Genomic DNA, 19,488 nt, shown 5'->3' on the forward strand with positions numbered 1-19,488 from the left:
GATCACCTCCGGGGCTCGCCCTCGCCCCAAGGCCCCCCGATGTTCGGGATGTCCGCACGTCGCCAGGGGCAGCAACCCGATGAGCCGTTGACGCACCCCGCCCACCGGCGTAGACCTGAGGCAGCCCGAGAAGGAGGTGCCATCATGGCGAAGGATCTCTTGGTCACCCTCGAGGATCAGCCCGGCGAGGGGGCTCGACTCGGCGAGGCGCTCGGCAATGCGGGCGTCAACATCGAGGGCCTCTGCGCGATCATGGAGGGCGGTCGGGGTGCCGTCCACATCCTCATCGACGACGTCGCGGGCGCCAGGGCGGCACTCGAGGGCGCCGACATCACGGTCGACGCCGAGACCGACGTCATCGTCAGCCCCGCGCTGCCTGACCCCGACCTCGACACGCCAGGTGTGTTCGGTGGGATGGCTCGCGCCCTCGCCGAGGCGGGCATCAACATCTCGCTCGTCTACGTGGCATCCCGAAACCGGGTCGTGCTCGCGACGAGCGACAACCAGAAGGCCACGCAGCTGCTGCAATCGATGATGTAGGGAGCGGTCGGGACCTCAGCCGACTGGATCGCGCCTGCGTGACGCCGTCCGCAGGGCTTCAACGTATCCCGCGATGATCTCCGGCCGCTCAACGCCGAAGAATCGGGTTGGCACTCTCATCGGTTGGAACGACACGCGGACCGGTCCAGTTGCGCATTCCATCAACAGGTCGACCGACTGGGCCACGCCGAACGAATACTCGATCGTGCCGAGCGCGACGTCCTCGATGGCCGTGCTGGGAATGGCCACCTCAGTTGCGAACGCCCAACCGGAGAAGACGCGAACACCAGTGCTGTCGACGACGAGGAGACCATAGCCGGGATACGGAACGTACGGTGCGCGGCGCCCGACCGCCTTGCCTGCGCTATCGAGTTGATGGGCCAGGCGAGCCGTCACAACGAACGGCATCACGGCCGCAGCAGGGGCGACCTGCTTCGCCGTACGAATCCGTGCCGCTTGCTGCGACTCGAACCACGTGAGTACCAGCGCCACGATCACCGCGAGGATGCCCGTCAGGCCCAGAGCGACACCGCTCTCCCCCGCAGAGAATCCGGCGCCAGCCGCAGCGACGCCAACCACGCCGACGCTCACCCAGGTAGCCCACCACAGACCGCCATGCAGACTCCGCGCATACGCATCGATATCTCTGACAGCAGCGTCGAGCTTCGGGTCGGGTGCCACGCGATCACACTACTGCCGGGCGGGTCCCGCCCGGCACGCGCCCGCCCCGACACTCACCCCCGCAACCACCGCTGCCGCAGCCACGCCCCGATCACGAACCGCGCGTCGTCAGCGTCGATGTCGATGCCGATCGACGCGGCGGCCCGCTTCAGCCTGTAGTGCACGGTCGCGCGGTGCACGCCGAGCTGCTCGGCCACCTCGGTGATGCGCTCGCCGTGGGCGACGTACACCTCGAAGAGCTCGAGGGTCTCGGGCGACGCAGCGGCGAGGCGGCGCAGCGGCTCTGGCAGCAGGTGCGGCGGCGGCTCCTCCGCGAGCAGCGTCGCGACGGAGGCGGCAATCGGGTCGGCCGTCCACGACGCCGACCTCCTCCCCCGCGAGCGCGCCACCCGCACCGCCACGAGCGCCTGCTCGTATGACTCCCAGGCGTCCGCGAGGCCGTCGACCGGCGCACCGATGCCGACGACCGCGTCGAGCGGCTCATGCACGTCCGCGGCATCCGCTTCTCGAACCATCGCCGCGACCATGCTGTCGATCGCCTCGGGGGTCGGCTCGTTGCGGAACCCGATGAGGATGAACGTGTCGGGCGTGCTCGGCACGAAGCTGTAGGCGTCGATCATCGGCGTCGTGATCGCGCGCAGCAGCACGCGCGAGATCACCTCGCGCGGCGGCGGTCCGCCCCACGGCGCCCACTCGGCGCCGAGCGAGAGGCAGAGCGCCACGAAGCGGCGCGAGCGCGTGTACATGCCGAGGTCGACGAGTTCGCTCGCCGCGTTGCGACGGCTCGGCTCGTCGGGGGTGAGCAGCCCGAGCATCTCCGACTCGACCTCGGCGTTCACCGCCTCGATCGACTGCGAGACGTTGACGAGCAGCGAACGCAGGGTCTCGACGGTCTCGGCGATGACGGATGCCTCGCTCGGCGTGAGCGGGCGCACGAGCGTGATCCAGAGGAACCCGAGCACGCCGTACCGCGACCGCAGGGTGATCGCGAGGCGCGCATGTTCGAGGCCGAACGCGGGGTCGGCCTCGAGCACGCGCGGCACGAGCTGCGCGTGCAGGCGGCGGGCGCGCAGCTCGGCGGTGAGCGCGTCGCTCGGGCGCCGCGCGGTCAGGGTCTGCAGCCGGGCCGCGTCGAGGTCGTCGTAGTGGGCACTGCTCGCGAGCAGCACGAACTCGGCGTCTTCGAGCACCACCGAACGGTTCAGCGCCATCGCGAGCCGATCGACGGTCTCCTGCACGGTGTCGAACATCGGGCCTCCGCTACCTGGCCGGCGGGACGCCTCCGATCCTATGCCGCGCGCGTCGCCCGCCGCCGTCACACGACGAGCGCTCCGCCCTTCACCACGGCCGCGACCTCGGTGAAGCGGCGCACGTCGTCGAGATGCGCGCCGCGCACGGCGATGAGGTCGGCGAAGCGGCCGGGCGCGAGGGCACCGACATCCGCAGACCGCCCGAGGCAGTCGGCCGCCACGGATGTCGCGGACTGCAGCGCCCGCATCGGCGTCATGCCGAACTCGACGAACTCGGGCAGCTGCCCGGCGTTGAGCCCGTGCGGGAAGACGATCGCGTCGGTACCGTACGCGATGCGCACGCCCGCCTCGATCGCGAGCCGAACTGACGCACGGGCCGACTCGCCCACGAGCGCGGTCTTCTCCCTCACGCCCGCCGGGTACCCGTCGAGATCGCCGTGCGCATCGTCCCACTGCAGCAGGTACGTGGTCGGCACGTAGTAGGTGCCGTGCTCGAGCATGGCCGACATGGCGGCCTCCCCGAGCATGGTGCCGTGCTCGATGGTGCGGGCGCCCGCACGGATGGCCCGGAGCGCACCCTCTTCGCCGTGCGCGTGCGCGGCGACGTAGAGCCCGTAGAGCGCGGCCTCGTCGACGCAGGCCCGCAGCTCGGCCTCGGTGTACTCGGGCGCGCCGGGCACGGTGCCCGCGGCGTAGACGGCGCCGGTCGCGATGACCTTGATCACGTCGGCGCCGCGATGCGCGATGCGCCGCACCGCCGACCGCACCTCGTCGACCGAGTCGGCCACACCGAACCGGAACGACCGCGGCAGCTCGATGTCGACCGCGAGGTCGGTGATCTCGCCGCCGCCCGACGAGCACGTCACATAGGCGCCGGCGCACACCATGCGCGGGCCCTCGCAGATGCCGGCGTCGATGGCGTCGCGCAGGTCGCAGTCGACGAAGGCGCGGAAGCTGCCGACGTCGCGCACCGTCGTGAACCCGGCGCGCAGCGTGGCGCGCGCGTTGCGGACGCCGAGCAGGGCATCGCGGGCGGGCGAACCGGTGAGGTACGGGCTGTAGCTGCCGCGTTCGAGCTCGCCGACGAGGTGTGTGTGCAGGTCGATGAGGCCGGGCGCGACGAGGTGGTCGCGCAGGTCGAGCACGTCGTCGCCGCTGCCGTGGCGTGAGGCCGACCAGGGCGCGACGGCGGCGATGCGCTCGCCGTCGAGCACGATCGCGTGATCGGCGAGCACCTCGCCGGTGAGCACGTCGGCGACGGCGCCGGCACGGATGACGCGGGGGCGAGTCGCTGCGGTGGTCGCGGTGGTCATCACAGCACCTCCACGCCGTCGTTCGTGCCATCCGTCGCGATCAGCCGCTTGCCGAACGCGAACCGCACGAAGATCATGGCCACCGCCACGACCGCCCCGACCACGGCGAAGGCGGCGAAGTAGGCGGTCTCGTTCTCACCCGGCGAGAAGCCCTCACCCGCGACGCCCGCCGCGGCAATGCCGATCGCGGCGCCCAGGTAGTGCAGCGAGAGCATGCGCGTCTCGAAGCCGGCCGGCGCGACCGCGCTCGCGAGCGACAGGCCCGACGGCGACACCACCACGTCCGAGGCGCCGAACACGAACACGATGACGACGAGCACGATGATCGGCGTCAGCTCGCCCGTGCCCGAGGCGGCGGCGAGCCATCCCATCGCGATCGCGCAGCCGCCGAATGCGACGGCGAACTTGACGGCGAGCGACGGCTGGCGGTCACCGAGCGCGCCCCAGAGTGTCGCGAGGATCGGCGCGACGATGATCGTGCAGAGCGGCGCGATGCCGAGCACGGTCGACGGCGGCAGCTCGACGCCGAAGACGACGCGGTCGGTGCTCGCCTCGGAGTGGATCGCGACCGTCGTGTAGAGCTGCTGGTAGAGCATCGCGAACACGGCGGTCGCACCGAAGAACGGCAGGTAGTGCAGCACCCGCCGCTTGTGCTCGCGGTCGAGGTCGCGCCGGGTGAACAGCTTCACGAACATGGCGGCGGCCAGCACGAGCGCGCCGAGTCCGACGATCGTCGACGGGTTCGACCCGGCCGCGACCGTGCCGATGATCGCCGCGACCCCGAGGGCGACGGCGAGGATCGGCCAGGCGAGCGCCCAGCCCTTCACGCCGTGGCCGTGCACGACGGGCGCGGTCGCTTCGGTCGATCGGCGGAAGGGCAGGTAGACGAGCAGGCCGATGAGGATCGCGACCGCCGAGGCGAGGAACCCGAGGCGGAATCCGACCTCCGACTGCAGCACGCCCGTGAGGGTGATGCCGACGAGGGCGCCGCCCGCGCTGCCGAGGTAGTAGACGGTGAAGCCCGACTCGCGCTTCGACTCGTGCGCGTTCAGCGTGCCGCCGAGCACGGCGCCCTCGCTGACCCACATGGATGCCGCGCCGAAGGCGATGGCGATGAGCCCGGTCGCGAGACCGACCTCGCCGGGCACGGCGGCGAGCACGAGGTATCCGGCGAGCGCGAGCACCGCGCCCCAGCGCAGGCCGCGGCCGGCGCCGAGCACGTTGTCGGCCAGCCAGCCCATGAAGATCGTCGCGAGGAACGTCGCGGCGCTGTAGGTCGACACGATCGCGATCGCCACGTCGGTCGAGAGTGCGAGGCCGCCCTCTGAGACCGCGAAGTACACGTAGTAGACGAGGATCGTCTGCATGCCGTAGAAGGCCAGCGCGTCGAACGCGGCGAAGCCGGCGACCGGGTACATGGTGCGCGGCAGTCCGAAGAACGTTCGCTGCGTCGGTGGGGCTGTCGGCGGGCTGCTGACGGTCATTTGCGCCTCCATTGGAGCATCAGGCCGCGGGGGCGGCATCAGGGGTTGCCGAGAGTCAATCCGATCGTGATGAGCGACGGTTTCGACATCCGTTGAAGTTCCCGCCACGATCTGCGACGGATGTCGCAGGCGCCACCGCCGCCGCGCGGTCACGATGGTCGGGTGACCAATGACGCCACCGACCTCCCCTTCACCCGTGCAGAGTACGACGATCGGCTCCGCCGCATGCGCCGCGCCATGGCCGACGCCGACGTCGACTTCGCGATCATCACCGCGCCCGACACGATGGCCTGGCTGACCGGCTATCGCAGCCGGTGGTACCGCCAGCACACCTCGACCTCGATGCCGCCGGCGCAGTGCATCGTCGTGCACGTCGAGAAGGGGCATCCCTTCATCATCGACGCCGGCTACCACGAGGAGCTCGCCCGCACCTCGACGGTGCTCAACGACATCCGCACCCTGCCGACCTCGAGCGAGACGCACGAGGCCTCGCTCGACGACTACGTGTCGTTCCTCGCCGCGCAGCTCCGCCCGTGGGCGGGCGGCCGCGTCGGCCTCGAGCGGTGGAGCTGCATCCCGAGCCCCGCGGTCGCCGACGTCGTCGACGCGATGCTCGAGGGCCTCGGATGCCACGTGGTCGACGTCACCCTGCCGTTCCGCGGCATCCGGCGCCTGAAGAGCCCGGCCGAGCTCGCGAAGATCGAACTCGCCCAGGCGGCGTGCGACGCCGGCATCCGCGCGATCGCCGCCGAGGCCACCCCCGACACGACCGAGCTCGAGGCCTGGGCGCTGTACTCGCTCGGCATGGTGCGGGCGGGCGGCGAGCCCGCCGTGCTGCACGAGACCGTCGCGGCCGGATCGTCGGTCTCGGCGCTGCACCGGCTGAGCGGGCACACGCGACTCGGCTCGGGGCCGGTCGTGCACCCCGACATGGCGTCGGCCGTCGACGGGTACCACGCCCGTGCGACCCGGCCCCTGATGTTCGGGCCCGTCTCCGACGAGAGCAGTCGGCAGATCGCCATCGCCGCAGGGGCGTACGAGGTGGTCGCCGAGCACGGCGCGGTCGGGGCATCCTGGCGGGCGCTGCTCACTGAGCTGCGCCGGTACTTCGTCGAGGCCGGGGTGTCGCCGGGTGCCGAGGGCGGCGTCGGCGGGTACGAGCTCGGCCTCTCGGTCGCCCCCGGTGACTGGGTCGGCGAGTTCGCGTGGGCGATGGACGACGAGCGCGACGACGTGATCGAAGCCGGGCTCGTCACGAACTTCGAGTCGTGGACGTCGCTGATCCTCGTCGACACCGTCGTGTTCGAGGCATCCGGCCCGCGGTTCTTGTCATCATTGCCGCGCGACGTGCTGGAGTTCGCGTGAACGCCCCGTGGACGCGGCAGTTCGACCTGCCCACCGCCGCCGGGTCGATCCGCGTGCGCGAGTGGGGCGACCCCGATGGGCCGCTCGTCGTCTTCCACCACGGCACGCCGAGCAGCTCGATCGCCGTGCCCGGCGGATGGACGGGGCCTGCGACTGCCGGCGTGCGGCTGTGCTCGTACGACCGCCCCGGCTACGGCGGCTCGCCGTCGGCACCCGGGCGCACCGTCGCGGATGCCGCGGAGTGGAGCCGGCTCATCGCCGATGCGTACGGTACCGACCGCTTCGCGGTGATCGGCACCTCGGGCGGTGGGCCGCACGCGGTTGCGACGGCGGCGCTGCTGCCGGAGCGGGTGACTGCGCTCTGCGTGGATGTGGGGCTGGGGCCGGCGGGGTTCGGGTTCGACGGTGCGACAGAGATGGTGGCGGAGACGGTCGCCGAGATCGCGGCAGCGCGGCGCGGCGACGCCGCACTGCGCGAGCACCTGCGCTCGCTCGGCGACGGCGCCGAGGCGCTCGACGAGTGGTTCGAACGGCTGCCCGCGAGCGACCTCGAGGTGCTCGGACGGCCCGAGGTGCAGCACGAGGAGTCCGTCGAGGCGACCGAGTGGAGCGCGCACGGCATCGACGGCTGGGTCGACGACGACCTCGCGCTGTTCGCACGGGCGTGGGCGTTCGATCCGAGCCACCTGCGGGCGGCGACCCGCCTCGTCTACGGCGACGCCGACGTGCTCGTTCCCGCCTCGCACGGGCGGGCGTGGCTCGAACTCCTGCCGCATGCGGAGCTGCAGGTCGTGCCCGACGGCGGACACTGGATGCGCGACCACGAGGTCGAGCTGCTGCGGTGGTGCGGGGCCGTGGTCGCCGTGTGAGGGGTGCATTGTTGCAGGGGCGACCGCGTGAGAGACATCCGTCAGCGTTCGGCCGCGACGCCCTCGCAGGTCATGCGAGTTCGTCGCCCGAATTCGTACTCCCGCGAACTGGGGAGTACGCCGCGAGAACGGCGTCGATAGGCTCACGTGAAGTCGACGTCTCCGCGTCGACTGACCCGGATCCTTCGCTTGCAGTGACGGTGGCGATGCTCGCTGCCGTCATTGTCGACGATCGAATGGAGAAGCGCCCTGTGTTCGTGATCGAACCGGATCCTGAGCGGCCTCGGAAACGCCGCGTCGTCGATCGAGAACGAGATGCCGCGCTCGTGCCCCTCGGCATGCGCGCGTACGAAGCGATCCGGCTGATGAAGCTCGTGTGGGGCGAGCGGGTGATCCCATTCGAATACGACCTCGAGCCCATCGCCGCCGAAGCCGGCAAGCGCTTCGTCGGTCACGTCATCGGCTTCGGCACGAGCCCGATCGCCGCAGAGCAGGCCGGCACCTCCCGATACCGTTTCGCCAGTGAGGAGGAACGACGCGCTGCCGAGCGACTCGCGGCCGAGGCGCTGCTCGTCTACGGGGACTTCTACGACGGCCTGGACCACCCCGACGGGGTCTTCACCGTCGAGGTGCCGACGAAGGAGTACGGAACCTTCGAGTACACCCTCTCTTCCTTCGGTTACTAGACCAATAACGTCACCTGACACCACGGATGGGAGCACCCGATGAGCGGCGAAGAACGCGATCATCGCCGACTCGATTCTGAAGCGAGCTGATGCCGGTCGTGCTGCCCCCGACCAGGCTCGGAGTCCGAGCGACGCTCGCACGGCAATCGGGGTTCAACGCCGAACAATGGATGCCACGGCGCGCGACTTGTCCTCCACAGGTCTCGCTCTGCGCGATTCATCCACAGGCAAAATAGCAGATCATCGCTGATTTTCGGCGCGACTGAATGTCAGTGGGTGCGTGCAGGATGGAGGCATGGAAGAAACCTCGCCACTCGGGCAGGCCGCACCGGCGGCGCAGGCCGCGCTGCACGCGCTGGCCGCCCTCGAGCGCGAGGTGGCGGGTCTCCGTGAGGCGTGGGCCGGCGCGATGCCGGCGTGGGGCGCGAGCTTCGGCTCGGCGCAGTTCGACCTCGAACAGATGAGCGACCCGGGTCTCATCCGGGTCACCGACGCCCTCGCGAAGACGCGGCGCGACATCGACGCCGTGCTCGCCCGGGTGGCCGCAGAGGTCGCGCGACGCTCCGGGCCCGAGTTCGGTGAGACCGGGCTCGCGAAGGCGCAGGGGTTCCACAATCCGACCCGGCTCATCGCCGCATCCACCGGGGCGTCGCGCACCGACGCGCAGCGGCTGATCGCCGTCGGCACCGCCACCGCCGAGCGGCAGACCTTCAACGGCGAGCGCGCGCCCTCGAGGCATCCGCATGTGGCGGCTGCGCTCGCGACGGCGGCGATCGGTCTCGACGCGGCATCCGCGATCACCTCGATGCTCGACCGGCCGTGGGCGAGGGCCGACGCCTCCCGCATCGACGTCGTCGAAGCGGCGCTCGTCGAGCTGGCCGCGCAGGTGCCGCTCGAGACCCTGCTGCGCGGAGTCCGCGAGGCAGAGGCGCGGCTCGATCCCGACGGCGTCGAACCCCGCGACGACGAGCTCCGTTCGGAGCGCTCGCTGACGATGCGAGAAGACCGGCACGGCATGGTGCACCTGCAGGCCCGGCTCGACCCCGAGAGCGCGGCGCCGGTCAAGGCGGCGATCGAGGCGCTCGTCAGTGATGCGCTGCGCCGACGCCGGCCGGGCGAGGGCGACCACGCGCCCGTCGTCGACGACGACCGCTCGATCCCGCAGATCCAGGCCGATGCGCTCGCCGCGCTCGCACGACACACGCTCGGGTGCACGCAGACGCTCACGCCCCTCGCGAAGACCACGGTCGTCGTGCGCGTCGACCTTGACACGCTCGTGAGCGGCCTCGGGCACGCCAGCATCGACGGGCTCGACCAGCCCGTCTCGGCGGCGACCGTGCGCAGAATGGCCGCCGACGCCGAACTCATCCCCGCCGTGCTCGGCGGCGAGAGCCTCCCGCTCGACCTCGGAAGGGCGGCCCGGCTCTTCACCAAGGCGCAGCGACTCGCCCTCGGCGAGCGCGACGGCGGCTGCGCATCCTGCGGCCAGAACATCGGCTACGTCGAGGCGCACCACATCGACTGGTGGGAGCGAGATACCGGCCCGACTGACCTCTCGAACGGGGTGATGCTCTGCAGCTTCTGCCATCACCGCATCCACCGCGACGGGTGGAGGATCGACGCGAGCCCGAGCGAGGTGTGGTTCATCCCGCCACCGCACATCGACCCCGATCGGGTGCCCAGGCTCGGCGGGCGGGCGCGATTCGAGCTCCGGGAGGACCGGGCGGCCTGACCGCGCGCGGGTGCCGTTCGTGGCGCCCTTCGCGCTGCGGGGCAGCGCCCGACCCGTCCGCGCCCGCTCAGACCTCGACGGCGACCCCGTCCACCAGCCAGACGGCGCGGTCGTGAACCGACGCCGCCGACGCGTCGAGCGCGTCGCGCAGCCCCTGCTCGCCGTCGACGAAGTGCGACCAGCCGTCGTAGTGCGCGAACGTCGCGACGCGGGGAGCCGCGATGCCGACGAGCTCGACGACGTCGCGACCCCTCATCGTGTAGCGCAGCGGCCCGGTGACGCCGAAGCGCACACCGCCGACGTTCGCGAGCATGACGTCGATCGAGAGTTCCTCGGCGACGCGGCGCAGCGGGCCGAAGAGCACCGTGTCGCCCGTGATCCAGATCGCGACACGTTCCTCACCCTGTCTGCGCACGGCGAACCCGATGACGTCGCCGACGATGGGGTGCGTGAGCGGCGGCCCGTGCCGGCACGGCGTCGCCGTGATCTCGAGCGTCGGCAGCCCCGGGCGTGGGCCGGGCAGCGTGACCGACTCCCCCGACTCGAGCCCGTGCAGCCGGTCGGCCGGCACGGCGGGCGCAGGCACGGCGCGCGCCGACCCGCTCTGCGCGAGTCGGCCGGCGCCGCTCGCCGTGGTCACGACGGCGCCGACCGAGGGCAGCATGGCGCGACCGGCGTCGTCGAGGTTGTCGGCGTGGTGGTCGTGGCTCACAAGGGCGACGTCGATCGGCCCGAGCTCGTCGACGCCGATGGCCGGGCCGGCCGTCTTCGTCGAGCCGGTGCCCCAACCGAACGAGTAGCGCCCGCCCGCGGGGTCGAACGTGGGGTCGACGAGCAGGCGCCAGCCGTCGAGCTCGACCAGCACGGTCGGGCCGCCGATGCGCGTCAGCTTCATGGCGCCGAATCCTTCATGCCACCGATTCCATCGGGTTACTCATGCCGCGGCATCCCTCATTCCGCGGACTCTACCGCCGGCTCCGCGCCCGCCGCCACGGTCGATCCGGTCGACCTCGCGTGCGCGAGCGCCCACTCGAGCGCCGTGTCGGCGACTTCCTCCCAGCCGGGCTCGGCGCAGATCCAGTGCGAACGGCCGGGGAACTCCACGTACTCGGTGATCGCGGGCGACTTCGCGTAGTGCTTCGCGTTCGACTTGTTCACCGACGGCGGCATGATGTGGTCCTTCTCCCCGCCGATGAACAGCAGCGGGGCGCGGTCGGCGGCGTAGTCGACCCAGGTCTCCTGCTTGCCGGGCTTGAAGTTCGCGATGAGCCCGTAGGACCAGACCCAGTTCGCCGGAGCGGGAATGGCGAACTCGTGCCACACCGCGTCGGAGTCCTCCCGGGAGAGCGTGTTCGCGAACGCGTAGTGAAACTCCTCGGGCGTGAAGCCGACGGCCTTGTACCGGTTCGCCGGGTTCTTGAGCGCCGGGAACAGCGACTTCACCTGCGAAAGCGGGTTCACGCGCACGCCCTCGGTCGGCGCCGAGTCGACGACGACCGCCGAGGCGCCGAGGCCGCGAGCGAGCAGCAACTGCGTGAGCGTGCCGCCGAACGAGTGCCCCATGATGATCGGCGGCTTCGGCAGCGCCTCGATCTGCGCGGCGAGGTGGTCGACGGTCTCGGGAACCGTGAGGTTCGCGATCACGTCGGGGTTCTCGCGCAGGGCCTCGACTTCGATCTCGAAGCCGGGGTACCCGGGCGTGAGCACCGTGAAGCCTTTCGCCTCGAAGCGCTCCTTCCACCCCCTCCAACTGCGGGGCGTCATCCAGAGCCCGTGCACGAGCACGATGGTGTCGGGGGCGGTGGTCTCGGTCATGATGCGGTCCTTTCGAGTGGTCGAGTGGTCGAGCGAAGGCGAGGGATGCCGCGACGAGTCGCCGCGGCATCCGCTCATGAATCGATGAACGCGAGCAGGTCGGTGTGCAGCCGATCGCGGTCGGTATCGGGCAGGCCGTGAGCGCCGCCCTCGTAGACGAGCAGGGTCGCGCCGTCGATGAGCTCGGCCGAGCGCGCGCCGCCGACCTCGAACGGCACGATCTGGTCGTCGTCGCCATGGATCACGAGCGTGGGCACGTCGATCTTCGCCAGGTCGGGCCGGAAGTCGGTGGCCGAGAACGCGGCGATGCACTCGTACGCGGCCCGGTGCCCGCAGGCCATGCTCTGCAGCCAGAACGCGTCGCGCACGCCCTGCGAGACGTCGCCCGAGCGGTTGTTGCCGAAGAACGGTCCGTCGGCGAGGTCGCGGTACAGCTGCGAGCGATCGGATGCCTCGCCCGCGCGGATGCCGTCGAACACCGCGATCGGCAGCCCGCCGGGGTTGTCGTCGGTCGCGAGCATGAGCGGCGGCACCGCCGAGACGAGCACGAGCTTGGCGACGCGCGACGACCCGTGCCGGCCGACGTAGTGCGCGATCTCGCCGCCGCCGGTCGAGTGGCCGACGAGCGTGAGGTCGGTGAGGTCGAGGGCGTCGATGAGGCAGGCGAGGTCGTCGGCGTAGGTATCCATCTCGTTGCCGTTCCACGTCTGGCTCGAGCGACCGTGGCCGCGACGGTCGTGCGCGATCGCCCGGTGCCCGTGCTCGGCGAGGAACCGGGCCGCGGCCTCCCACGCGTCGGCGTTGAGCGGCCAGCCGTGGCTCAGCAGCACGGGCGTGCCGCCCGACCCCCAGTCCTTGTAGAAGATCTGCGCGCCGTCATCGGCGGTGACGTAGGGCATGGCGCCTCCATCCAGCGGGCGACTCGCGCGGGTGCGAATCGCGGATGCCTCGATGCTGGCGCGTGCGGACCGGCCACCGAACCACGTGGTGCGCGTAGTCGGGAGCGCTCAGTCTTCGGCATAGCGCTCGGCGAGCTGGCGCCGCGACGTGATGCCGAGCTTCCGGAACACCTTGCGCAGGTGGTAGTCGACCGTGTTGGCGCTGATGAACAGCTCGGCGCCGATCTCGGCGTTCGTGCGGCCCGCCGAGGCGAGGCGGGCGACCGTCGCCTCCTGCGGGGTGAGCGCGTCGGCGGTCGACTCGCCCGGTGCATGAGCCACGACGTGCTCGCCGGTCGCCTCGAGCTCGCGGCGGGCCCGCGCGGCGAACGCGGGGGCCTCGACCCGCTCGAAGATCGCGAGCGCGAGCCGCAGCTGCTCGCGTGCGTCGCGGCGGCGCTTCACGCGTCGCAGCCACTCGCCGTACACGAGGTGCGCGCGCCCGAGCTCGCCGCGTGACCCGGTCGCGGCGAGGTGCCCGATCGCCTCGCGGTAGCGGGCCTCGGCCTCGTCGTCACCCGCGAGCAGCGCCGCAGCGCGCGCCGAGACGCCCCGGATCCACGGCGTGCCGCTCACCTCGGCGAACCGGGCGAGCCGAGCCGCGGCATCGCGCACGGCGGGCTCGTCGCCCCGGCCGCTGCGCGCGCCCGCCTCGACGAGCTCGGGCAGCTGCTGGTACGTCACCTGCAGGAAGTCCCGCGCGACCATGGGCTCGAGCCGGGCGTACGCCGACTCGGCGCGTCCGTCGGCGAGGTCGCGCGTGCTGAGTCCGGTCATCGCGATCGTGTGCGCCCCGACGAAGCCGCTCGCGAGCGTGCCGAGCGCGACCTGCTCGATGACCTCGACGGGCGCCCCGGCCCAGGCGAGCACGGCGGCGTTCACGACCTGCTCGGCGTCGTAGCCGATGGCGCGGCGCAGTTCGCGCACCTCCTCGACGTAGCGACCGGATGCCGCGGGGTCGCCCCGCACGAGCTCGACCTCGCCGAGCAGCCAGAGGGTCGTGTCGAGTACGCGCAGGTTGCCCGCTTCTCGGGCCGCGGCCGCGGTGCGCTCGAGCAGTTCGATGCAGGCCGCTTCGTCCCAGAGGCCCATCGTCAACGCGACGCCGAAGTACCCGAGGTCGAGCAGTTGCGCGTCGTCGGAGGCGCGGAGCATCTCGACCGCGGCGCGCATGGGCGGCACCGCCTCGTCGTACGGCAGCAGGATGTGCGCCGCGAGGCCGCGCAGCGCGATCGACCGCGGCCCGTCGGCGACCTCGGCGCCGGCCGCGAGCCGCTCGCCGAGCTCGGGCAGCGTCGCGCCCGCGACCGCCCACTCGGCGGTGAGCTCGACCTCGAACGCCCGCACGAGCGCACGCTGCTCGAGCTCGGGCGCGAGGCCGTGGAAGAGCTCGGCGGCACGCAGCAGGTTCGCCGTGCCGCCGAGCACCCCGTCGGCGTCGGCCACGAACAGCGCGAGCATCGCGCGCAGCATGAGCAGGCGGCCCTCGGTGACCGGGTCGGCCGTCGCCGGGTCGATGCGATCGAGCAGTTCGAGCGCGAGCTGCGCGGCGCCGGCTGCCGCCGCGGCCTCGGCGGCGGCCATGAGCCGGGCGTCGCGCACGGGACCGGGTGTCGTGAGATCGGCGGCGCCCGCGAGCAGTCGCGCACGCGAGGCCGTGCCGCCGCGTCCGCCCGCGGCATCCGCGGCCTGTTCCATGCGGTCGGCGACCTCGTCGTCGACCCCCGCCGCGGCGGCGGCCGCGTGCCAGACGGCGAGGTCGGGCCGCCCGTGCTCATCGGCCACCTCGCGCAGCACCGCGTGCACCTCGCGGCGTTCGGCGAACGGCATCGCGTTGTAGACGGCCGCGCGCACGAGCGGATGCCGGAACCGCACCCGCTCGCGCACCGTGGCGAGCCCGGCGAGCTCGGCCGGCCCCGCGGCATCCGCCGGCGACCTGAGCCGTTCGGCCGCCGCATCGATGAGCTCGGCGCGCCCCGTCGACTCGGCCGCCGCGATGCCGAGCCAGCGGCGGGTCGCGGCGGGCAGCGCCTCGACCGCGCGCAGGTAGGTGGACTCGAGCCGCAGGCCGATCGGCACCGGCCCGAGCGCGAGCGACGAGTCGGTGAGCTGCTGCGCGGTGAACTCGCGCCCGAGGTCGATGAGGGCGAGCGGGTTGCCCCCGGTCTCCTCGGCGAACCTCGTCGCGAGATACGGGTCGACCGGCGCCGACGACGAGCGATTCAGCAGCTGCACCGAGTTCGGCGCGTCGAGTCCGCCGAGCTCGAGCACGGCGACGCCCGCCGCCGTGACCGCGACCCGTTCGTCGGGCCGCGTCGCGAGCAGCAGCGCGACCGACTCGGCCTCGAGGCGGCGGCCCATGAACGCGAGCACCTCGAGCGACTCGACGTCGACGAGGTGCGCGTCGTCGATCACGCACACGAGCGGATTCCGTTCGGCCGCCGCCGCGAGCAGCGAGAGCATGCCGAGCCCGACGAGGTAGCGATCGGGCGGCGGGCCCTCGTCGAGCCCGGCGGCGATGCGCAGGGCAGTCGCCTGGCGCGGCGGCAGGGTCTCGACGAGCTCGGTGAACGGGGCGCCGAGCCGCTGCAGCGCTGCGTACGGCATCGCCTGCTCGGCCTCGAATCCGTGGGCGCGCACCACGCGGGCTCCGGCGAGCTCGCGCGTGGCCTCGTCGAGCAGCGCCGTCTTGCCGATGCCCGGTTCGCCGCGGATCAGGAGCGCCGAGCCGCGCCCGTTGCGCGCCGATCCGACGAGCTCGGCGAGACGCTCACGCTCGCCGGCACGGCCGAGGAGCGCGGGCGGCGACGTGTCGATGCTGAACACCGTAGTGGAGCGCTCTCACGGCGCGCTAGAGCCTGTCGGCGCCGTCGCGCCCGACGGCTGATCCAAGCGCCTACCGGTGCGCGACCGCCCGGCGCTCGGTGGAGCGACCGGCCAGCCCGACGTCCTTCATCAGTCGCGGTCGACGCCGCTCTCGCACCTTCGCGAACCATTCGGAGGCCGGGTACGAGAGTCGAACGACGAAGTAATTGAGGTACTCGATGACGCCGAACGTCCAGACGACCATCACGAGGAGCGCGGCCCAGAGCTCGTCGGGCCACCACACCAGCACCCCGACCAGTCCCGCCAGCAGGAGCAGCGGGTCGGCAATCCGAAACCCGCGATAGAGCCGCGCGAGGTGCGACGGCATCGGGCCGGCCCCGACCCATCCGCGAGCGAGCAGCCAGTACGCACCCGCCTGGACCAGCACCAGCAGAAGCGGGGCCAGCGCGCACCAGAGGGCGAGGACGGCCGTCGACGACGCCAGTCTCGGCGTGATGCCCACCACGGCGACCAGTGCAAAGACCGCTGCCGCGGTGAGTTCGCCGAGTCCGAGGCTGAGGTACCGCTTGCGTGCGTGGAGGCGGTGACGCGTGTTCACCTGCTCACCCTACGGGCGGGACGCACAGCCTCGCCTCGTAGGCTGGGAGCGTGCCCCGTCTCCACGCAGAACCCGATCGCTCCAAGTGGGTGCCCGTCACCGACTCCCTCGGATTCCGGGGTCGCCGCGCCCGCAAGCAGGCGATCGGCATGCTGCTGTCGCAGGCCAAGGGGCCGGGCGCCGAGCCCGCGAAGCGGGGCGGCGGCTTCGGCGCCTGGGCGATGAGCCAGGCCGTCCCGTTCCTGATGCGCAAAGCAGCGGGGCGTGTGCTCGTCTGGGTCTGGAAGGCGGAGCCCGACCTGCTCGTGGTGATGGCCCAGGTGCAGGCGGCGACGCCCGAGATCCGCATCGCGCGAGCCTCGATGCCGATCGAGTACGACGACACCGAGGAGTTCCGCGGCACCTATCTCGGCGTGGGTGAGAAACTCGCCATGCCGCTGCCGCAGGGCGGTCGCCCGCCGTTCGCGACGTACACGTGGGATCTCGGCACGCACCTCGTGACCGTCACGGCGGTGTGCAGCGATCGCGAGCGCTTCGGCACCGTCATCGGTGCGGTCGACGAGCTCGCACGCGGCATCCGCATCGTCGACGACCTCACCGTCGGCGAATCGGCGCCGGTGCTGCAGATCGACCCGGCCTGAGACTCTGCAGCTACTGACCAAGCCGGATCCGGCTCTGCGCTAGAGTTCGCCGACGACGCAGGTGCTCTCACCGTCGAACGTGACCTGACCGGGGATGATCACGATGCGGATGTTCTCGACGGACTCGCCTCGGCCGACAAGCCAGTAGTCGGATCCGCCTGACTCGCGGCGTCGGACGTCGAGTTCGGTGCTCAAGCCCTCCGACGTCCAGGAGTCCCGCACCGCATCGATGAGTTCGGTCGCTTCCACGTCGCCGGTCCACGTGCGCACGTCGATGTAATTGATGCCATTGGTCCCGTTCGAGAGCGTGCACGGGTCGGCAGCCAGCGGGTACTCGGGGTCCCAGCCTTCCTCCGACAGAGCCATGAGGTCATACGTCGAAGACATGAGTTCGACGAGCGCCTGCTTCGACTCCTCCGGAGTCATGGTCTGCTCCTGTTCGGTCGGCGGGGCACTGCACCCGGCCAGCAGGGCGCCGATGAGCGCAACCATGGCCAGGCCGACTCGGCGCCGCGCCCCATCCGACATCAACTCTCCTCCGCGACGTGAGCACCTTGGCTCACCACCGCCCGCACCGTGTCCAGCACCACTTGCAGCGCCGGCGAATCCGCCTGGCTCCGCCGGTGCACCGCCGACACCCCGCGGGTCGACGCGGGTCGCACGGTCGGAATCGCCACGAGATCCGGGTGCAGCGCCGGCCGGCCCATCCGCGGCACCAGCGCGACCCCGAGGCCCGCGCGCACGAGCTCGAGGTGGTTCTCGAACTCCATCGACTCGTGCACGACGCGCGGCGCGTTCGAGACACCGTCGAACAGGCGCCGCAGCCACTGCCGGCAGATCGTCGAGTCGAACGTCGCGATCCACTCCTCGTCGGCGAGGTCGACCGGCTCCAGCTCGGTGCGGTCGGCCAGCGGATGGTCGCGCCGCACGATCACGTCGGCGACATCCATGAACAGGGGCGTCTCGACGAGGTGATCGGGCATCGCGAGCGCGACCCCGCCCCAGCGGTGCACGATGCCGAGATCGCGCTGACCCGACGCGACGAGCGCGATGGTCTCCCACGGCTCGCTCTCGCGCATCGGCACCCGCAGTTCGGGATGCTCCGCACGGAGGCGCGGCAGCACCTCGACGAGGATGCCGCGCACCGCCGTGGAGAACGCGCCGATGCGCACCTCGCCCGTGACCCGACGGGGCGCACCGTCGGTGGCGCCGACCCCGCCGGCCAGGTGCAGGTCGGCCTCGAGTCGTTCGAGGTCGGCGAGCACGGTGGCCGACGAGGTGACGAGCTGACGCCCGGCATCGGTGAGCACGACGCCGCGTCCGGCGCGTTCGAGCAGGGCGACGCGGGTGCCGCGTTCGAGGCGCTTGATCTGCTGCGACACGGCCGACGGCGTGAAGCCGAGCGCGTCGGCCGCGCCGGCGACGCTTCCGTTCGTGGCCACGGCGCGCAGGGCGACCACGGCTTCGAGATCGATCATGTACGGATGCTACCGAATCAAGCAGAGAAATGATCGCTGGTGTTTCCGGATGTCACGGGGTGAAGTGGAACCATGACGAGACGCGACATGCTGCTGGCCGCCATGGTTGCGACGCTGTGGGGCTTCAACTTCGTCGTCATCGATTGGGGCATGGCCGGCATCCCGCCGCTGTTCTTCGTCGCCGTGCGCTTCGCCGTCGTCGCCCTCGCGGCGGTCGTCGTGCCCCGCCCGCTCGCGAGCTGGAAGACCGTCGTCGGCGTCGGACTCTTCATGAGCCTCGGCCAGTTCGCGCTGCTCTACACGTCGATCGCGCTCGGACTGCAGCCCGGCATCGCCGCCCTGCTGCTGCAGGCGCAGGTCGTGCTGACGATCGTGGTGGCGGCGCTCGCGCTCCGCGAGCGTCCGAGCCGCATGCAGACGATCGGCGTGCTGGTCGGCACCGTCGGGCTCGGCGTCGTCGCCCTCGGTCGCGGCGGCGACGCACCGGCGCTCGCGGTGGTGCTGTGCCTGCTGGCCGCGCTCTCCTGGGCGATCGGCAACGTCATCTCGCGCAAAGCCGGACCGGTCGCGCCCGCGAAGCGCTTCGGCGCCCTGTCGCTGACGGTGTGGTCGTCGCTCGTCGTGCCGCTGCCGGCACTTGGGCTGTCAGCCCTCATCGAGGGGCCGGATGCGATCGCCGCGGGCATCGCCGCGTTCGGATGGCGCCCGATCGTCTCGACGCTCTACACGGCGGGGCTCTGCACCCTCGTCGGCTACGCGATCTTCAACGCCCTGCTCGCGCGCAACCGGTCGGCGTCGGTGGTGCCGTGGGTGTTGCTCGCGCCGGTGGTGGCGATGGCCTCGGCGGCACTGCTGCTCGGGCAGGTCCCGAACCTGTGGGAGACCGTCGGCGGGCTGGTGCTCGTCGCCGGGGTGTTCATCGCGAATGCGCCGGTGCGGCGGCGTGCGAGCCGGTCGGCGGCAGTGCCGGCGCCCGTCTCGGCATCCCTTCCTAGCGCCCCGCGAGCCGGATCGCCTTCTCGGTGAAGTAGCTCACTTCGCCATTCGCATCCTCGACCCCGAAGACGAACTTCCCCGAGGGCGTCGCCCGAACATCGACGACTTCGCCGCGCCCGCGCGGGGTGAACACGTCGGCACCCGGCGTGAAGATGGTTTCGCTCATACATCGGAGTATGCGGGCGTCGGGCATCGGCCCGCCTCCCCCGTGAGACGGATCATGTCTTCCGCGTCTCCCCTGCGAGCCGTGCAGAATGGCGAGGTCGACACTCGAGA

The 19,488-nt window shown here is 71.7% G+C and carries 19 protein-coding genes; 7 read left to right on the forward strand and 12 right to left on the reverse strand.

Annotation, left to right across the window (positions count from 1 at the left end):
• Positions 1-144: 144 nt before the first annotated feature.
• Positions 145-540, forward strand: coding sequence for a hypothetical protein (locus ACFVAJ_RS03395; protein ID WP_376941388.1), 396 nt, complete (start codon positions 145-147; stop codon positions 538-540).
• Between the two features lie 15 nt (positions 541-555).
• Here the strand turns inward: ACFVAJ_RS03395 and ACFVAJ_RS03400 are convergent, their stop codons facing one another.
• The 4 genes from ACFVAJ_RS03400 to ACFVAJ_RS03415 form a co-directional block, all read right to left on the reverse strand.
• Positions 556-1,221, reverse strand: a complete 666-nt coding sequence (locus tag ACFVAJ_RS03400) for a hypothetical protein (RefSeq protein WP_376941389.1) — start codon at positions 1,219-1,221, stop codon at positions 556-558.
• Between the two features lie 53 nt (positions 1,222-1,274).
• Positions 1,275-2,471, reverse strand: coding sequence for a PucR family transcriptional regulator (locus tag ACFVAJ_RS03405; RefSeq protein ID WP_376941390.1), 1,197 nt, complete (start codon positions 2,469-2,471; stop codon positions 1,275-1,277).
• A 65-nt stretch (positions 2,472-2,536) separates the two neighbouring features.
• A complete protein-coding gene (locus tag ACFVAJ_RS03410) occupies positions 2,537-3,784 on the reverse strand; it encodes an amidohydrolase family protein (RefSeq protein ID WP_376941391.1) in 1,248 nt (415 codons plus the stop codon).
• Entirely contained in the window at positions 3,784-5,268 is a 1,485-nt protein-coding gene (locus ACFVAJ_RS03415) for a peptide MFS transporter (protein ID WP_376941392.1), read from the reverse strand. The genes ACFVAJ_RS03410 and ACFVAJ_RS03415 overlap by 1 nt, the downstream gene beginning before the upstream one ends.
• Before the next feature lie 162 nt (positions 5,269-5,430).
• Between ACFVAJ_RS03415 and ACFVAJ_RS03420 the strand changes: the two genes are divergently transcribed.
• From ACFVAJ_RS03420 to ACFVAJ_RS03435, 4 genes are all read left to right on the forward strand, one after another.
• On the forward strand, positions 5,431-6,633 hold the full coding sequence (locus tag ACFVAJ_RS03420; RefSeq protein WP_376941393.1) for a M24 family metallopeptidase: 1,203 nt from the start codon (positions 5,431-5,433) through the stop codon (positions 6,631-6,633).
• Positions 6,630-7,502, forward strand: coding sequence for an alpha/beta fold hydrolase (locus ACFVAJ_RS03425; protein WP_376941394.1), 873 nt, complete (start codon positions 6,630-6,632; stop codon positions 7,500-7,502). The genes ACFVAJ_RS03420 and ACFVAJ_RS03425 overlap by 4 nt, the downstream gene beginning before the upstream one ends.
• A gap of 11 nt (positions 7,503-7,513) precedes the next feature.
• The gene (locus ACFVAJ_RS03430) at positions 7,514-8,188 is read left to right on the forward strand and encodes a hypothetical protein (RefSeq protein WP_376941395.1); all 675 of its coding nucleotides are present in this window, start codon (positions 7,514-7,516) and stop codon (positions 8,186-8,188) included.
• 295 nt (positions 8,189-8,483) lie between these two features.
• Positions 8,484-9,920, forward strand: coding sequence for a DUF222 domain-containing protein (locus ACFVAJ_RS03435; RefSeq protein WP_376941396.1), 1,437 nt, complete (start codon positions 8,484-8,486; stop codon positions 9,918-9,920).
• Between the two features lie 67 nt (positions 9,921-9,987).
• On the opposite strand, the gene ACFVAJ_RS03440 is transcribed toward ACFVAJ_RS03435, so the two are convergent.
• From ACFVAJ_RS03440 to ACFVAJ_RS03460, 5 genes are all read right to left on the reverse strand, one after another.
• On the reverse strand, positions 9,988-10,815 hold the full coding sequence (locus tag ACFVAJ_RS03440) for an MBL fold metallo-hydrolase (RefSeq protein ID WP_376941397.1): 828 nt from the start codon (positions 10,813-10,815) through the stop codon (positions 9,988-9,990).
• Positions 10,816-10,871: 56 nt separating this feature from the next.
• Entirely contained in the window at positions 10,872-11,735 is an 864-nt protein-coding gene (locus tag ACFVAJ_RS03445) for an alpha/beta hydrolase (RefSeq protein WP_376941398.1), read from the reverse strand.
• 74 nt (positions 11,736-11,809) lie between these two features.
• Entirely contained in the window at positions 11,810-12,634 is an 825-nt protein-coding gene (locus tag ACFVAJ_RS03450; RefSeq protein WP_376941399.1) for an alpha/beta fold hydrolase, read from the reverse strand.
• A 108-nt stretch (positions 12,635-12,742) separates the two neighbouring features.
• Positions 12,743-15,499, reverse strand: a complete 2,757-nt coding sequence (locus ACFVAJ_RS03455; RefSeq protein ID WP_376941400.1) for an AAA family ATPase — start codon at positions 15,497-15,499, stop codon at positions 12,743-12,745.
• 70 nt (positions 15,500-15,569) lie between these two features.
• A complete protein-coding gene (locus tag ACFVAJ_RS03460) occupies positions 15,570-16,097 on the reverse strand; it encodes a hypothetical protein (protein ID WP_376941401.1) in 528 nt (175 codons plus the stop codon).
• Between the two features lie 50 nt (positions 16,098-16,147).
• On the opposite strand from ACFVAJ_RS03460, the gene ACFVAJ_RS03465 reads away from it, so the two are divergent.
• Positions 16,148-16,738, forward strand: coding sequence for a hypothetical protein (locus ACFVAJ_RS03465; protein ID WP_376941402.1), 591 nt, complete (start codon positions 16,148-16,150; stop codon positions 16,736-16,738).
• 39 nt (positions 16,739-16,777) lie between these two features.
• Here the strand turns inward: ACFVAJ_RS03465 and ACFVAJ_RS03470 are convergent, their stop codons facing one another.
• The gene (locus ACFVAJ_RS03470; protein ID WP_376941403.1) at positions 16,778-17,230 is read right to left on the reverse strand and encodes a hypothetical protein; all 453 of its coding nucleotides are present in this window, start codon (positions 17,228-17,230) and stop codon (positions 16,778-16,780) included.
• 35 nt (positions 17,231-17,265) lie between these two features.
• Positions 17,266-18,216: a LysR family transcriptional regulator gene (locus ACFVAJ_RS03475; RefSeq protein ID WP_376941404.1), complete on the reverse strand. Its 951-nt coding sequence runs from the start codon at positions 18,214-18,216 to the stop codon at positions 17,266-17,268.
• Positions 18,217-18,288: 72 nt separating this feature from the next.
• On the opposite strand from ACFVAJ_RS03475, the gene ACFVAJ_RS03480 reads away from it, so the two are divergent.
• On the forward strand, positions 18,289-19,242 hold the full coding sequence (locus tag ACFVAJ_RS03480; protein WP_376941405.1) for an EamA family transporter: 954 nt from the start codon (positions 18,289-18,291) through the stop codon (positions 19,240-19,242).
• Here ACFVAJ_RS03480 and ACFVAJ_RS03485 read toward each other — a convergent pair.
• A complete protein-coding gene (locus ACFVAJ_RS03485) occupies positions 19,208-19,378 on the reverse strand; it encodes a hypothetical protein (RefSeq protein ID WP_376941406.1) in 171 nt (56 codons plus the stop codon). The two genes, ACFVAJ_RS03480 and ACFVAJ_RS03485, sit on opposite strands and share 35 nt — an antisense overlap.
• Between the last annotated feature and the right edge of the window lie 110 nt (positions 19,379-19,488).

This window comes from Agromyces sp. NPDC057679 (assembly GCF_042799635.1).
In the GTDB taxonomy this organism is placed as follows: Bacteria; Actinomycetota; Actinomycetes; order Actinomycetales; family Microbacteriaceae; genus Agromyces.